Here is a 14,453-nt window from a genome sequence, read left to right on the forward strand (position 1 = left end):
GCGTCACAGACCGCCTGCCCGACCAGGTGGTTGGAGACCGCCCAGCACTTCAGGCCGTACTTCTCCAGCAGTTGATGCCGCGACGTCACATAGGACGGGTCGGCCAGTGCCTTGTCGACCTCGAAGTGGTCACCCCAGCAGGCGAGTTCGAGTCCGTCGTAACCGAAATCGCGGGCGAAACGGCACACCTCTTCAAGCGGCAGGTCGGCCCACTGGCCGGTGAACAGCGTGAACGGGCGGGACATGTCTGAAAACCCTCCTCAGACGGCTACGGGGGTGTAGACGGAGTTCTTCTCGGCGCTCTCCTCGACCGCGGCGAGCACCCGCTGGACCTGGAGCCCGTCGGCGAAGGAGGGCTCCGGGCGGCGGCCCTCGGCAATCGCGTGCACGAGGTCACGGGCCTGGTGGACGAAGGTGTGCTCGTAACCCAGGCCATGCCCCGGCGGCCACCAGGCATCCAGATAGGGATGGTCGGGCTCGGTGACGACGATCCGACGGAACCCTGCCGTGGCGGCGGGCTCCCGATGGTCGTGGAACGACAGCTCGTTGAGCCGCTCCAGGTCGAACGCGAGCGAACCGGACTCACCGTTGATCTCCAGACGCAGGGCGTTCTTGCGCCCTGTCGCCATCCGGGTGGCCTCGAACGTGGCGAGTGCTCCCGAGGCGAGCCGGCCCGTGAAGACGGCCGCGTCGTCGACCGTCACCGGCCCGTGCCCGGCACCGCCGGAAGCCGTCAGTCCGGAAGAGGCGCCGTCGAGGCGGGGGCGTTCCCTGACGAAGGTCTCCATCTGGGCGGAGACACCGACCAGGACCTCGCCGGCCAGATACTGGGCGAGGTCGACGATGTGCGCGCCGAGGTCGCCGAGCGCACCCGACCCCGCGTGCTCCCGCTGGAGCCGCCACGTCAGCGGGAAGTCGGGGTCGACCAGCCAGTCCTGGAGGTAGCTGATCCGTACGTGCCGCAGGGTGCCGAGCCGGCCCTCCGCGATGAGGCCGCGCGCGAAGGTGAGGGCCGGCACACGCCGGTAGTTGAAGCCCACCATGGCCAACTGCCCGCGTTCGCGGGCCGCTTCGGCGGCCGCGACCATGGCCTCCGCCTCGGCGACCGAATTGGCCAGCGGCTTCTCGCACAGCACGTGCTTGCCCGCCTCCAGTGCCGCGATCGCGATCTCCGCATGGCTGTCACCCGGTGTGCAGATGTCGACGAGTTGCACGTCGTCGCGGGCAATGAGGGCACGCCAGTCGGTCTCGGTCGCGGCCCAACCGAGCTTGTCGGCCGCCGCCCGCACACCCTGCCCGTCGCGGCCGGCGATCGCGGCCAGGACCGGCCGCAGAGGCAGGTCGAACGCGTGCCCGACGGTGCGCCACCCTTGTGAGTGGGCGGCGCCCATGAACGCGTAGCCGACCATGCCGACGCCGAGCGTCGGCGCCGCGGTCCGACTGTCCCTCTGTTCCATACGGATTCCTCCTGGTCGGAGTGTCACTGAGTCGTCGTGGTGTGCGCGGGGCCGCGGCCCGGCCCGGTCAGATGAAGCCGGTCGGCAGGTACTGGTCGACGTTGTCCTTGGTGACCACGGCCGAGTAGAGGGTCAGCGACGACGGGATCTCGAACTCGGCGAGTCCGCCGATGCCCTTGCCCTGTCCGAGCGCCCGGGCGAGATCGATCGCGGAGGCGGCCATGGTCGGCGGGTACAGGACGGTGGCCTTCAGCACGCTGTTGCCGGCCTTGATGGCGTCCATCGCGGACTTGGCGCCGGCCCCGCCGACCATCAGGAAGTCGTCGCGGCCAGCCTGGTCGATGGCGCGCAGCGCGCCCACGCCCTGGTCGTCGTCGTGGTTCCACAGCGCGTCGAAGCTGGACTGGGCCTGGAGCAGCTGGGCCATCTTGGCCTGACCGGACTCGACCGTGAAGTCGGCCGCCTGGCGGGCCACCTTGCGGATGTTCGGGTAGTTCTTCAGGGCGTCGTCGAAACCCTTGGTTCGCTGCTGGGTCAGTTCGAGGTTGTCCAGGCCCGCGAGTTCGACGACCTTGGCGTTCTTCTTGCCCTTGAGCTGCTCGCCGATGTAGTGCCCGGCGTTGAGGCCCATGCCGTAGTTGTCGCCGCCGATCCAGCAGCGGTACGCCTGCGGCGAGGCGAAGACGCGGTCCAGGTTGACGACGGGGATGCCCGCGCGCATGGCCTGGAGGCCGACCTGGGTGAGGGCCTTGCCGTCGGCCGGGAGGATGACCAGGACATCGACCTTCTTGTTGATCAGCGTCTGGACCTGGCCGATCTGCTGGGCGGTGTCGTTGGAGCCCTCGGTGATCTCCAGCGTGACGTCCGAGTACTTCTTCGCCCGCGACTTGGCGTTGGAGTTGATGGCGTTGAGCCAGCCGTGGTCGGCCTGCGGGCCGGCGAAGCCGATCGTGACCTTCTTGCCGGGCTTGTCGTCCGCGACCGGGGCGGCGTTGTCCGCGGCCTGAGCCTGCTCCTTGGGCTCGTTGCTGGTGCACGCGGTGAGCACGGCGCCGGCGGAGACTGCGGCGGTGCCGAACAGGAGCGCTCTGCGGCTGGTGGCGGAGTTCTTGGGCAGGGGGGTTTTGGGCATGGCGGATCGACCCTTCGACTGGGCGGGTGCGTCGGACGAGGTGAGGTCCGACGGGGGTGCTGTGCGTCCGACAGAGGAGATGGGGTGCCGGACGGCGGTGTCAGGGGCCGCCGTCCGGCGTGCTGCACGGTGTCAGGTGTCGCCGTGCAGCGACCGGCGCTGGACCAGGACGGCGGCGACGATGATGGCGCCCTTCGCGATCTGCTGGACAGCGGTCTCCAGGTTGTTCAGGGCGAAGATGTTGGTGATCGTGGTGAAGACCAGAACGCCCAGGACGGAGCCGATGATGGTGCCGCGGCCCCCGCTGAGCAGGGTGCCTCCGATGATCGCCGCGGCGATGGCGTCCAGCTCGTAGAGGTTGCCGTTGGTGTTCTGGCCGGAGCCGGCGAGCACGATCAGCATGAACGCGGCGATGCCGCAGCACAGGCCGGAGAGCAGGTAGAGGTACAGGCGCTGGCGGCGTACGTCGATACCGGCGAGCCGGGCCGCCTCCGCGTTGCCGCCGACGGCGACGGTGCGCCGGCCGAAGGTGGTGCGGTTCAGCACCAGCCAGCCGATGACGGTGACCGCGGCGAAGATCAGGACCAGGGGCGGAATGCCGAGGATGTAGGAGTCCCTGGCCCCCAGGTCGAGCACCGAGGAGACGCTCACGATCTGTGTGCTGCCGTCCGTGATCTGCAGGGCCAGGCCCCGGGCGGAGGCGAGCATGGCCAGCGTCGCGATGAACGGCACCATCCTGCCGTAGGCGATCAGCAGTCCGTTCACCAGGCCGCAGCCGACACCGACGACCAGCGCGGTGAACAGGATGCCCGCGAAACCGAACTCCTGGGTGGCGACGGTCGTGGCCCACACCGAGGCGAGCGCCACGATCGCGCCGACCGACAGGTCGATGCCGCCGCTGGTGATGACGAAGGTCATGCCGACGGTGACGACGCCGATCACGGACGCCTGGGTGAGGACGAGTTGGAGATTGCTCGTCGCGAGGAACTCGTCCGGTGCGGTGATCCCGCCGACCGCGACGAGGACGGCGAGGACGCCGAGCAGGGACAGGGTGCGTACGTCCCACCCCCACCGCGGCCCCGATCGCCGCGAACTCTCCTGCTGCGCCGCGGACTTGGCGGCGGACGTCGGCGCATCGTCGTGCGCCGCGGTGGTCGGCTGCGTCATGGCGTCGGGCTCCCTTCCATCACAAGATCGAGTACACGGTGCTCGTCGAGCTCCCGGGCGTCCGCCGTGTGCACGACGCTGCCTTCGCGGAGCACCAGCACCCGGTCGGCGAGCCCCAGGACCTCGGGCACCTCACTGGAGACGAGCAGTACGGCCAGGCCCTCGTCGGCCAGCCGGCGAATCACCGCGTAGAGCTCCGCCCGGGCGCCGATGTCGACGCCTCTGGTGGGCTCGTCCAGCAGCAGCACCTTGCAGCCGCGCAACAGCCAGCGGGCGAGCACGGCCTTCTGCTGGTTGCCGCCGGACAGGGTCCTGATCGCGGCGTCGGGGTTGTCCGGGCGCAGGGACAGCTCCCGCACCGCCTGGTGCGTCGCGGTCCGCTCGGTACGGCGGTCGAGCCAGCCCGCGCGGGCGAACCGGGACAGCGTGGAGATCGAGACGTTGCTGCTGACGGACTCCAGCATCAGCAGGCCCTGCGCCTTGCGTTCCTCGGGCGCGAGACCGATGCCGGCACGGACGGCGGCGCGGACACTGCCGGGGCGCAGGGGCGTGCCGTCGACGAGCACGCGGCCTTCGTCGGGCTTGCGGGCCCCGTAGATCGTCTCCAGGATCTCACTGCGTCCGGACCCGACGAGCCCGGCCAGACCCACGATCTCACCGGGCCGCAGCTCCAGGTCGACGGGGGCGAACTCGCCCCGCCTGCCCAGCCCTTCGACCTTCAGCACGGGCTCCCGCTCCGCGGCGAACCCGGCCTCGGGCCGCTCGGGGAAGACGTACTCCACGGTCCGCCCGGTCATCAGGGCCACGACCTCATGGGTCGGGGTGGACTCGGCGGGCAGACCGCCCGCGACCGAACGCCCCTCCTTGAGGACCGTGACCCGGTCGCCGATGCGCCGGATCTCCTCCAGGCGGTGGGAGATGTAGACGACGGCGACGCCCTCGGCGGTGAGGTCGCCGACGATCCGGAACAGGTTGTCCACCTCTTCGGGGTCGAGCGCCGCCGACGGCTCGTCCATCACGATCAGCCGTACCTCGTGGGACAGCGCGCGGGCCATCGAGACGATCTGCTGCTGCGCCGCGGACAGGTCACCGACGAGCCGCGTCGGCTCGATCTCCGGGTGCCCCAGGCGTTTCAGCAGCTCCGCGGTCGCGGCACGGGCGGTGGAGCCACGCACCACGAATCCGGCCGAGGTGGGTTCGTGTCCGAGGTAGACGTTCTCCGCGACGGACAGCCCCTCGATCAGGTCGAGTTCCTGGTAGATGGTGGCGATGCCCAGACGCATGGCGGCGACCGGCGACCCGAGGGTCACGGGCTCGCCCCGCCAGCTGATCTCACCGCTGTCCGGCTGGTGGGCGCCGGCCAGCACCTTGATGAGCGTGGACTTCCCGGCCCCGTTCTGGCCGAGCAGACAGTGCACCTCGCCGGCCTGGACGTCGAGGTCGACACCGTCCAGGGCGCGAACGCCGGGGAACGACTTGGTGATACCGGACATGGTGAGCAGGGGTGGTTGTGGTGCCATGAGGAATCCCCTCGGCGGATGCGGGCCGTGAGTGGGCGGTGTGCGCCGTGTCGGCGTGGAGGTTGAGAAGCGCAGGGCAGGCTTGATCGTCCGGCAGCCTTGTTGTCGCTGTGCTGCGGCTGTCCCGGTGCGTGAGGGGTCAGGCCGGTGAGAAGACGTGGTCGCTGATGAGCCGGGCCGCGCCGATGGCTCCGGCGGCCGGCCCCAACTCCCCCAGTACGATCGGCAGGTTGCCCGTGGCCAGCGGCAACGACTGCCGGTACACCTGGGTCCTGACGCTGGCCAGGAGCGTGTGCCCGAGTCCGGTCACTCCGCCACCGATCACCACCAGTCCCGGGTTGAAGAAACTGACGAGCCCCGCGATGACCTGCCCCAGGCGTTTCCCGCCCTCGCGGATCAGCTCCAGAGCCACCGGGTCGCCGGCCGCCGCGGCGGCGGACACGTCCTCGGCGGTCAGACGTCCGGCTGTCGCCAACCGGGCGGCGAGGTGTGCGGAGCGGCCCTCATGCGCGGCCTGCTCCGCGTCGGCGGCCAGAGCGGCACCGCTGAAGTGGGCTTCCAGACAGCCCCGGTTGCCGCAGGCGCACGCGCGGCCTTCCGGTTCCACCTGGATATGGCCGATGTCGCCGGCGCTGCCGGTGGTCCCGCGGTGGACCTCCCCGCCGGCGACGATGCCGCAGCCGATGCCGGTGCCGATCTTGACGCAGAGGAAGTCGCCCACGGAGCGTGCCACGCCCGCGTGCATCTCCCCCATCGCCATCAGGTTCACGTCGTTGTCGACCATGACCGGACAGCCGAGTTCCTGACTGAGCGCCTCCCGGACCGGGAAGCCGTCCCAGCCCGGCATGATCGGCGGAGCCACCGGGACGCCCTCGGGGAAGCGCACCGGCCCCGGGACGCCGATGCCGGCGCCGTCGAAACCCTCCGCCAGCCCCGAGGCCCTCAACTTCGCTGCCATCGACAGGACTTGCTCGAAGACCGCGACCGGGCCCTCGCGGACGTCCATGGGCTGGTTCAGATGCCCCAGGACCTCCAACTCGGCGTTCGTCACGGCGACATCGATCGACGTGGCCCCGATGTCGACGCCGAGGAAACGCAGCGTCGGCGCGAGCCGGATGTTGTGCGAGCGGCGGCCGCCCCGGGACGGAGCCAGCCCGTCCGCGACGACCAACCCGGTCTCCAGCAGCCGGTCCACCTCGACGGCGAGCTTCGAACGGGACAGGTCCACCAGATCGCCCAGCTGAGCACGGGAGTTGGGCCCGTTGTCACGCAGCAGACGAAGCAGTCGCGCCTGATGGGTGTTCTCAGGTCGAGCCGTCATCCGTCTCACGATCCCTCCCCTCACCCGCTGTTGGGTTCCGGACGCGCGTCTGCGCCGACTGCGTCGTCAGGCTGTCGGAGAGGAACGTAACAACGATTTTCTGGAGTGGGAAGTACTTGTGCAGCAGTCCGGCGTTCTTTTTCCACCTCCAGGACAAAGTCGGAGCGGGACCGTCGCCGGCGTGTGCCGGTCGGCAGGCCCCGCTGCGTATTGCGTCGACATGGAGTACCCGGACCTTTCCGCGCTCCCCCGGAACTGCGCGAGGTGCTGGCGCTGGGGGACGCGGTCCCGGGGCGGAACTCGTTGCCGGACCGCCGGCCCCTCGTGGAGAGGGTGTTCCAGGTGCGGTTGCCGAGCGGGCCGGGCTTCGTGTGTGTGCGGGTGCCGCGTCAGGCTGCGTCGGCTGCCGCGGCGAGGATCCGGGCCAGTTCGTCGGGCCTGGTGATCATCGGCCAGTGACCGGAGTCGATGTCGGCGAAGTCGACGTGTTTGGCCCTGGCGAGCTCCGGCAGGTCGCCGGCGTCGATCCATTCCCGAGCCTGCACGGGCGTGAACTCCGGGCACACGAGCACGACCGGGACGTCGAACCGCCGGTCGTCCGCCAGCCGCACCACACCCCTGGCCACTCCCTCTGGCACCGGGATCGCGGCAGCCGCCAGCTCTCGCCTGGCCTCGTCGTCGAGGTCGACGGCGTCCGGCCCCTCGAACGGGCCCCAGCCCGGGAAGGGCATCACGCCGTCCCTCACCTCGAAGAAGTCCGCGTACACCTGCCCGTCAGGGGAGGGGAAGCCGCCGACGAGGGCGACCTTGGCCAGCCGCTCCGGACGCCGGTCGGCCGCCAGCCAGGCCAGCGAGCAGGCGGCGGAATGCCCCACCACCATGACCTCGCCGGATGCCGCGTCCACCGCGGCGAGCACCGTCTCCACCTGGTCGTCCAGTGTGGCCGACGCGGTGCCGTCCCCCTGGCCCGGGAGGGTGAGCGGCACCGGGCGATGGCCGAGCGCCTCCAGCGCGGAAGCCACCCGGCCCCACACGGATCCGTTCAGCCACAGGCCGCCGATGAGCAGGATGTCCATGGTCAGTTCCCCTTCCTCTGCTGCACGGATGTCACCGTAGGAGGAGATCCGGACGATCTACTGCCGGTTTCCCCGGCGACCGGCCGCTCTTCTGCCCAGGAGGTCCCCGGAGCGGACTAGCCTGCTCCCGTGCCGAACGACCTCAGTCCCACCGCGCGAGCCCTGCGCACTCTGGAGATCATCCAGGCGCGCCCCGGAACGACAGCCGGTGAACTCGCCCTGCGGCTGGGTGTCACGGAGCGAGCCGCCCGCCGATACGTCGGGATACTCCGCGAGGCCGACATCCCCGTGGAGTCGGCCCGGGGGCCGCACGGCGGCTACCGGCTGGGGCGCGGGACGAGACTGCCCGCCGTGCATTTCACCCAGGCCGAGGCCCTCGGCCTGGTGATGGCCGTGCTCAGCGGCCAGCCGGGCGCGGCCGATGCCGACGACCTGGTCGGCACCGCCCTGGGCAAGGTCGTCAAGGCATTGCCGGAGAGTGTCGGCCACCATGCGTCGATGCTGCGGGAGTACGCGTCCGCCGCGCCGGACCCGTACTCGACCCGTCCGGACCCGGCCGTCACCAGCGAACTCGTCGAGGCCGTCGCCGCCCGGCACCGCGTGCGGATCACCTACCGCAGCGAGGCCGGCAACGAGTGGCAGGCGGACGTGGATCCCTGGTCCCTGGTCGTCCGGTACGGCCGCTGGTACCTGCTGTGCCACTCCCATCGCGCCGACGCCGTCCGTACGTACCGGGTCGACCGGGTCCGGTCCGTCCAGCGCACCGGGCACGGGTTCGAACCGCCCGCGGATCTCGACCCGGTGGCGGTGCTGGAGGAGAACCTGGGCCTCGGATGGGAGTTCCCCACGCGCGTGGTCTTCGACCTCCCCCTGACCGACGTGGCCCCCTGGATCCGGCCGCCCATGGGACGGCTCGACCCCTCCGGGGACGGATGCGTGCTGGTCGGCAGCACGCGCAACCCGACCATGTACGCGCAGGAATGGCTGGCGGAGCTGCCGTTCGCCTTCCGTGTCGAGGGCGGGGAGGAATTGCGTACCGCGGTCGCGGCACTCGCGGCACGCTTCACCGCGGCCGTGTCCGACCGGCCGTAGCCGCTTCTTCTCGTCCTCGTCCACCCGTACCGCTCCTTGTCAGTGACGAGGCGGCGGGGGTGGCATGGTGGTGAGTCCCGGCGGTGGCTCCGGCCAGACCAGCAGGACCTGGCAGGGGGCATGGTCGACGACGAACCGGCTCGCCGGGCCCAGGCTGCGCGGCCCCAGACGGCTCCGGTAGCCGTCGCGGGCCAGGATCAGCAGATCGGCGCCGTCGGCCGCGGCGACGACCTCCCGCTCCACGCGTCCGGTGCGCTCGACCCGCGTGCTCGGGCGCCCCAGCCGGTCGGCGGCGGCCTGGAGCAGTTCCTGCGCGGAGGCGGCCGCCAGCTGTTCCAGACGCGTGCCCGGATCCCGCTGGGGGTGACCGCGGCCGAGCAGTCCGGCGAAGGCGCCGTGCGCGGCACCCGAAACCTCCGTCGGGGTGACGTGCAGCAGGACGACGTCGGCGTCCGCCGGGGCGAGGGCGCGGGCTGCGTCCACGCAGGCGGGCCAGTTGCCCTCGACGATCCAGACGACCACAGCCATGGGGTCAGCCTCCTCCGATCACGGCCAGTGAGCCCCACAGTGCCAGCACGGCGGCCCCGAGGCTCGCCGGTACCGCGTACACGCCGAGGCGGGTGAACTCCTTCAACCCGACCTCGCCGTCGTGGGCATGGACGATACGCCGCCACAGCAGCGTGGCCAGCGAACCCGCGTACGTCAGGTTGGGACCGATGTTCACGCCGAGCAGGACGGCCAAGACGGCACCGGCCCCCAGGGGTGCGGTCAGCGGCAGGAGCACGAGTACCGCGGGCAGGTTGTTGATGACGTTGGCGAGGACGGCGGCCAGCGCAGCGACGGCGAGCAGTTCCAGGAGCCCTGTGCCACTGGGGATCAGGTGTCCCAGAGCCTTGTCGAGGCCGTTGTCCACGACGGCCCGGACCACGATCCCGAGCGCCAGCACGAAAGCGAGGAAAGGCACGGAGGCGGCGCTCAACAAGGCCCGCGGGGTGCTGCGGCGGCGCAGCAGGGCTCTGACGGCGAGGGCCAGCGCGCCGGCCAGCGCCGCCCAGGCCGGGTCGATGCCGATGACCGAGGTCAGCACGAATCCGGCGAGCGTGCATCCCACGGTCACCAGGGCGAACATCGGCAGTGGCGGCGGCTCGCCCGTGAAGTCGGCCTGGCCGCCCGCGTCCAGGTCGGCGGCGAAGAAGCGGCGGAAGATCAGATACTCGACGCCGATCGCGGCCGCCCAGGGCAGTGCCATGAGGGCGGCGAACCGGGTGAAGCTCAGCCCACTCGTGGTGAACGCCAGCAGGTTGGTCAGGTTCGAGACCGGCAGCAGCAGTGAGGCCGTGTTCGACAGATGGGTGCAGGCGTAGACATGCGGTTTGGGGCGCGCGCCGATCCGGGCCGCGGTGGCGAACACCACCGGTGTCAGCAGGACCACCGTGGCGTCCAGGCTGAGCACCGCCGTGATGACCGACGCCGCGAGGAACACCTGGACCAGCAGACGCCGGGGCCGGCCGGCCGCCGTGCGCGCCATCCAGGCACCGCACGCGTGGAACAGCCCGTCCTCGTCACAGAGTTGGGCCAGCACGAGCACTGCCGCCAGGAAGCCGACGACGGGAGCGAGCTGTTCGATCTCGTCCCACGCGGTGTCCCACGAGATGGCCCCGGTGGCGACGACCAGGACCGCCGCGGGTACGGCCACCACCGCCTCCGGCCAGCCGAAGGGGCGCACGATCGCACAGGCCAGCACCATCACGAGCAGGACCACGGACAGAGTCTCCGCGAGCTGGGTGTTCAGGATCGTTTCCTCCCGCGCGTCGGCGGATGACCCCGCCGGTGCCTCAGTGCGAAAGGTACCCCGCTCGAACCTCACGGGCGTACAGCGACGAGAGGTGGCCCGACAGCAATGCCGTGGCGGATGGGGAATGCTTCCCTCGGATGCTCAGGGAGCGCCCCCGTAAGGCAGGGCGCCGGCTTCGGAAGGCGGGAACGCTGTGCGCTTGCTCTCCGGTACGTCGTCGGGCGGCGTGATCGAACAGCCCTTCACCGTCGATGAGGTCCCCGGCGTCCTGTGGACGCCGAAGGACGCCCGAGGCACCCGTCCCCTGATCCTGATGGGACACGGCGGCGGGGAGCACAAGAGGGCGCCCGGCATCCTGGCACGCGCGCGTCGCTTCGCGGCCGAGGGCGGGTTCGCGGTCGCCGCGATCGACGTGCCCCACCACGGCGAGCGGCCGACGGGCGAGGAGTTCGACCGGCTCGCTGCGGAGTACCGGGCGCGTGCGGCCGTCGGAGAGGACACGGCCGCGCTGGACACCGCCCTGTACCGGCTGGTGGTCGGTCGGACCGTCGCGGACTGGCGGGCGGTCCTGACCGCGCTCCAGCGACTCGACCATGTGGGCGCCGGACCGGTGGGCTATTGGGGCGTGTCACTGGGCTGCGCGCTGGGCATGCCGTTCACCGCCGCGGAGCCTCGCGTCCGGGCCGCGGTGCTGGGCCTTCAGGGGTCGCCCGTGCTGGCCGGGACCGCGGCGCGCATCACCGTGCCGGTGCGGTTCCTGGTCCAGTGGGACGATGAGCTGATGCCGCGCGAACAGAGCCTGGCGTTGTTCGACGCCCTCGGTTCGGCCGACAAGACGCTGCACGCCAACCCCGGCAAGCACGGGGACCTGCCGTGGTTCGAGCCGGAGGACTCGCTGCGGTTCTTCACCCGGCATCTGGGCTGACCCGGGTTCCGTGTGAGATGAGGACGCCGGCGCCGCCGCCGAAAGACTTCCGTCGCGGATGCATGGACCGCACGACACCGGGCACGCGGGGTGCAGGGCCTTGCAGCGCTGTTCCCCCGTGGCGTTGCAAGGCCCTTCTCCCTGCCAGGCGAGCGTCAACTCCACTGCGCCCCACCGGGGACGAGCCGCCGGACGGCCGCACGCGGGAGCTCGGTCATCGGCCCAGGCCGCATGTCCGGCCGCGGTCACCGCGCCTGTGCCCGTGCGCCGGGATCCGCCGCCGGGCGACGGGTGGAGCGGCGGGGGGTCAGCACCGGTTGCACCAGCCTGCGCCGGTCCGTACCGCCGCGGGCGTTGAGGACGGCGATCAGCAGGTCCACGGCCTCCTCCCCCATCCGGTCCGGGCGGAGGCTGAGCGTGGTGACGGGCGGGGTGGTGCTCGCGTAGTCCGGGTCCTCGCTGACGCACGCCACCAGCAGGTCACGCGGCACCCGAAGACCATGGCGCCGGGCCACGGCGAGGATGTTGTGACCGGAGTCGGAGTAGACGCCGATCACGGCGTCGGGACGCGGAACACGGTCGAGGAGACGCCGGACCGCGTCCTGCTCGGTCGTGAAGTAGTCCGGCATCGAGGCGTACTCCTCCACGAGGACCGGTGCGCGACGGTCCCGGCACCAGGACCGGTAGGCGTCCGCGATCAGCGCCGGGTAGGCGTCGTCGTGCCGGGGCAGGGAGAGCGCGATCCGCCGGGCACCACTCTGTGCGAGATGGTCGAGCAGCAGGGCCAGGCCCGTTTCGTGGTCCGTGTCCACCCACGCGTCGCCCCGGTGCGGTTGGGGCGGCCGCCCTTCGCAGACCATCGGAAGGCCCCGCTCGCGCAGGAGGGTGCGCACCGGGTCGTCCGCGCGCGGGCCGACGTGGATGACACCGTCCATCGGGGTGTTCAGCCACATCCACGGTGATATCGAGCTCGGCATCACCTGGAGCATATAGCCGCGCCGGTGCGCCTCCGCCATGGCGCCCAGCGTCAGTTGGGCGTAGTACGGGATCTCGGTGTACGGGACGGCCAGGTCGCCGTACGTGGTCATGGTCAGGCCGAGCACTCCGGTGCCGCCGCGGGCCACGGCCCGGGCCGTGCTGGAGGGGGCGTAACCGAGTTCGCCCGCCGCGGCCAATACCCGCTGCCTGGTGGCCTCGGAGAGCCGCCCGGTGCCGTTGAGCGCGTTCGACACCGTGGCCGTGGACACCCCGGCACGTGCGGCGACGGCCTCCAGAGTGGGACGGCGCCAGACACCCGGACTCGTCATGCGTACCCCATGTTCCCCAACTGCGCTGGGACGGCTTGCGGTTAAGGCCTTAATCAGCCAGCGTGACCCGCGATGGCGGCGCGGTGCGGCCGGTCGGGTGAGGAGTCAACCAGACAGCCGCCCTCGCCCTCGCGAACCGGACCCAAGTGGTGCCGTCGATGTAGGCATCTCGTGACCTGAGCAAGACAGTCTGTTCTGTTCCGGCCGGCTCGCGGTGCCGGGCCCCATGCGTCACTCGGACAAGAAGAGGAAGCGGTGGAAGCGACACAAACACAGGTGCGGCAAGGCACCACATCTGCGGTCATGGCGGCGCGCTGGGCGCTGTGGACGTTCGTCGTCGTCAACCTGGTGATCGTCGAGGTCCTGTTCGTCACCGCCGGGTCCGGCAAGAACGGCGTGCTCACCGTCGCGAAGTTCTTCGGCCTGCACGCCGCCGTGCTGATGCTGTTCCAGCTGCTGCTGGTGGCACGGCTGCCGTGGCTCGACCGCCGTATCGGCATGGACCGGCTGACGGTGTGGCACCGGTGGACCGGCTTCACCCTGCTGTGGACCATCCTCACCCACGCGTTCCTGGTGGTGCTGGGCTACGCGAGGTTGGACGACGCGTCGATGACGAAGACGTTCTCCGCGCTGGCCGGGGTGCCGGCGTCCCTGCTCGGCATGTGCGCCGCGGCGATCGTGGTGGTGGTCGCCGCGGTCTCCGCCCGGTACGTGCGGCGGCGGCTGCCCTACGAGGTGTGGCACGGTCTGCACCTGCTGGTGTACGTGGCGTTGGGGCTGGCCTTCGTCCACCAGTTGCAGGAGACCACGACCTTCACCTCCTCCGCGTTCGCGGAGGTGTACTGGTGGGCCCTGTGGCTGTTCGCGTTCGGTGCGCTGCTCACGGGGCGGATCGTCGTGCCCGTGTGGCGCAACGTCTATCACCGCTTCGAGGTGTCCGAGGTGGTCCCGGAGTCCGCGAACGTGGTGTCGGTGCGCGTCACCGGCCGCAGGCTCGACAGGCTGCCCGCCCGGGCCGGTCAGTTCTTCATCTGGCGGTTCCCCGGACACAACAACTGGTGGCTGGCGAATCCGTTCTCGCTGTCGGCGGCCCCCGACGGCCGGACCCTGCGCCTGACCGCCAAGGCGGTCGGCGGCACCAGCGCGGGCCTGCGGCAGCTGCCGGTCGGCGGCCGCGCGTTCCTCGAGGGCCCGTACGGCGCGTTCACCTCGCTGCACCGGACGCGGCCCGGCGCCCTGCTGATCGCCGGAGGAGTCGGCATCACGCCGATCCGGGCCCTGCTGGAGGAGGAAGCGGGCGGGGACGTCGTCGTGCTCTACCGGGTGCGCGCCGAGAGCGACGCCGTGCTGCTCGACGAGGTGCGCGACCTGGTCGCCGGCCGGGACGGGCGACTGCACCTGCTCACCGGCCACCGGACCGAGGGACCGCCGGTGTTCGCACCGGACAGGCTGCGCACCCTGGTCCCGGACATAGCCGAACGCGATGTGTACGTGTGCGGCCCGCCCGCGATGACCTCGGCCGTGCTCGGCGCCCTGCGCGACCTCGGAGTACCCCGGCGGCAGGTGCACGCCGAGCGGTTCGGACTGGCCTGACGCGCGGAGGCGTCACCGACGCGTGTCCGCTCACGGACCTCGCCGCCCGGACCCCGAGGGGTCCGGGC

12 protein-coding genes and 1 pseudogene are annotated in these 14,453 nt (G+C 71.2%); 3 read left to right on the plus strand and 10 right to left on the minus strand.

The features are described 5' to 3' along the window. From ACFULQ_RS45245 to ACFULQ_RS45275, 7 genes and pseudogenes are all read right to left on the minus strand, one after another. Positions 1 to 245: pseudogene (locus tag ACFULQ_RS45245) on the minus strand (sugar phosphate isomerase/epimerase); the annotation flags it as partial. A 15-nt stretch (positions 246 to 260) separates the two neighbouring features. Then, on the minus strand, positions 261 to 1,457 hold the full coding sequence (locus tag ACFULQ_RS45250) for a Gfo/Idh/MocA family protein (RefSeq protein ID WP_383556543.1): 1,197 nt from the start codon (positions 1,455 to 1,457) through the stop codon (positions 261 to 263). Positions 1,458 to 1,524: 67 nt separating this feature from the next. Further along, positions 1,525 to 2,589: a substrate-binding domain-containing protein gene (locus tag ACFULQ_RS45255; protein WP_383556545.1), complete on the minus strand. Its 1,065-nt coding sequence runs from the start codon at positions 2,587 to 2,589 to the stop codon at positions 1,525 to 1,527. Between the two features lie 132 nt (positions 2,590 to 2,721). Next, entirely contained in the window at positions 2,722 to 3,756 is a 1,035-nt protein-coding gene (locus ACFULQ_RS45260; RefSeq protein ID WP_383556548.1) for an ABC transporter permease, read from the minus strand. After that, the gene (locus tag ACFULQ_RS45265; protein WP_383556551.1) at positions 3,753 to 5,276 is read right to left on the minus strand and encodes a sugar ABC transporter ATP-binding protein; all 1,524 of its coding nucleotides are present in this window, start codon (positions 5,274 to 5,276) and stop codon (positions 3,753 to 3,755) included. Before ACFULQ_RS45265 ends, ACFULQ_RS45260 begins: the two co-directional genes overlap by 4 nt. A 139-nt stretch (positions 5,277 to 5,415) precedes the next feature. Then, entirely contained in the window at positions 5,416 to 6,597 is a 1,182-nt protein-coding gene (locus tag ACFULQ_RS45270) for an ROK family protein (protein ID WP_383556554.1), read from the minus strand. Positions 6,598 to 6,986: 389 nt separating this feature from the next. Next, complete coding sequence (locus ACFULQ_RS45275; RefSeq protein ID WP_383556557.1) at positions 6,987 to 7,673, minus strand: alpha/beta fold hydrolase; 687 nt, start codon at positions 7,671 to 7,673, stop codon at positions 6,987 to 6,989. A gap of 129 nt (positions 7,674 to 7,802) precedes the next feature. Here ACFULQ_RS45275 and ACFULQ_RS45280 point away from each other — a divergent pair, with 129 nt between their 5' ends. Next, the gene (locus tag ACFULQ_RS45280) at positions 7,803 to 8,765 is read left to right on the plus strand and encodes a helix-turn-helix transcriptional regulator (RefSeq protein ID WP_383556560.1); all 963 of its coding nucleotides are present in this window, start codon (positions 7,803 to 7,805) and stop codon (positions 8,763 to 8,765) included. Positions 8,766 to 8,804: 39 nt separating this feature from the next. Here the strand turns inward: ACFULQ_RS45280 and ACFULQ_RS45285 are convergent, their stop codons facing one another. Then, on the minus strand, positions 8,805 to 9,293 hold the full coding sequence (locus ACFULQ_RS45285; protein ID WP_383556563.1) for a universal stress protein: 489 nt from the start codon (positions 9,291 to 9,293) through the stop codon (positions 8,805 to 8,807). Between the two features lie 4 nt (positions 9,294 to 9,297). Beyond that, positions 9,298 to 10,557 (minus strand): SLC13 family permease, encoded by a 1,260-nt coding sequence (locus tag ACFULQ_RS45290; protein WP_383556572.1) that lies wholly within the window; start codon positions 10,555 to 10,557, stop codon positions 9,298 to 9,300. A gap of 196 nt (positions 10,558 to 10,753) precedes the next feature. Here ACFULQ_RS45290 and ACFULQ_RS45295 point away from each other — a divergent pair, with 196 nt between their 5' ends. Next, positions 10,754 to 11,485 (plus strand): dienelactone hydrolase family protein, encoded by a 732-nt coding sequence (locus ACFULQ_RS45295; protein WP_383556565.1) that lies wholly within the window; start codon positions 10,754 to 10,756, stop codon positions 11,483 to 11,485. Positions 11,486 to 11,730: 245 nt separating this feature from the next. Here ACFULQ_RS45295 and ACFULQ_RS45300 read toward each other — a convergent pair whose 3' ends face one another. Beyond that, complete coding sequence (locus ACFULQ_RS45300) at positions 11,731 to 12,792, minus strand: LacI family DNA-binding transcriptional regulator (RefSeq protein ID WP_383556567.1); 1,062 nt, start codon at positions 12,790 to 12,792, stop codon at positions 11,731 to 11,733. A 303-nt stretch (positions 12,793 to 13,095) separates the two neighbouring features. On the opposite strand from ACFULQ_RS45300, the gene ACFULQ_RS45305 reads away from it, so the two are divergent. Continuing rightward, positions 13,096 to 14,385 carry a ferric reductase-like transmembrane domain-containing protein gene (locus ACFULQ_RS45305; protein ID WP_383556570.1) on the plus strand — a complete coding sequence of 430 codons (1,290 nt, stop codon included), beginning with the start codon at positions 13,096 to 13,098 and terminating at the stop codon, positions 14,383 to 14,385. Positions 14,386 to 14,453 lie beyond the last annotated feature (68 nt).

Origin of the sequence: Streptomyces sp. NPDC057253 (assembly GCF_042669125.1) — a bacterium.
Taxonomy (GTDB): Bacteria; Actinomycetota; Actinomycetes; order Streptomycetales; family Streptomycetaceae; genus Streptomyces.

Excerpts from the sequence above, each read along its gene's own strand:
- ACFULQ_RS45275 (WP_383556557.1), bottom strand. The coding sequence starts at position 7,673 with ATGGACATCCTGCTCATCGGCGGCCTGTGGCTGAACGGATCCGTGTGG.
- ACFULQ_RS45255 (WP_383556545.1), bottom strand. The coding sequence starts at position 2,589 with ATGCCCAAAACCCCCCTGCCCAAGAACTCCGCCACCAGCCGCAGAGCG.
- ACFULQ_RS45260 (WP_383556548.1), bottom strand. The coding sequence starts at position 3,756 with ATGACGCAGCCGACCACCGCGGCGCACGACGATGCGCCGACGTCCGCC.
- ACFULQ_RS45270 (WP_383556554.1), bottom strand. The coding sequence starts at position 6,597 with ATGACGGCTCGACCTGAGAACACCCATCAGGCGCGACTGCTTCGTCTG.
- ACFULQ_RS45265 (WP_383556551.1), bottom strand. The coding sequence starts at position 5,276 with ATGGCACCACAACCACCCCTGCTCACCATGTCCGGTATCACCAAGTCG.
- ACFULQ_RS45285 (WP_383556563.1), bottom strand. The coding sequence starts at position 9,293 with ATGGCTGTGGTCGTCTGGATCGTCGAGGGCAACTGGCCCGCCTGCGTG.
- ACFULQ_RS45300 (WP_383556567.1), bottom strand. The coding sequence starts at position 12,792 with ATGACGAGTCCGGGTGTCTGGCGCCGTCCCACTCTGGAGGCCGTCGCC.
- ACFULQ_RS45305 (WP_383556570.1), top strand. The coding sequence starts at position 13,096 with ATGGCGGCGCGCTGGGCGCTGTGGACGTTCGTCGTCGTCAACCTGGTG.
- ACFULQ_RS45250 (WP_383556543.1), bottom strand. The coding sequence starts at position 1,457 with ATGGAACAGAGGGACAGTCGGACCGCGGCGCCGACGCTCGGCGTCGGC.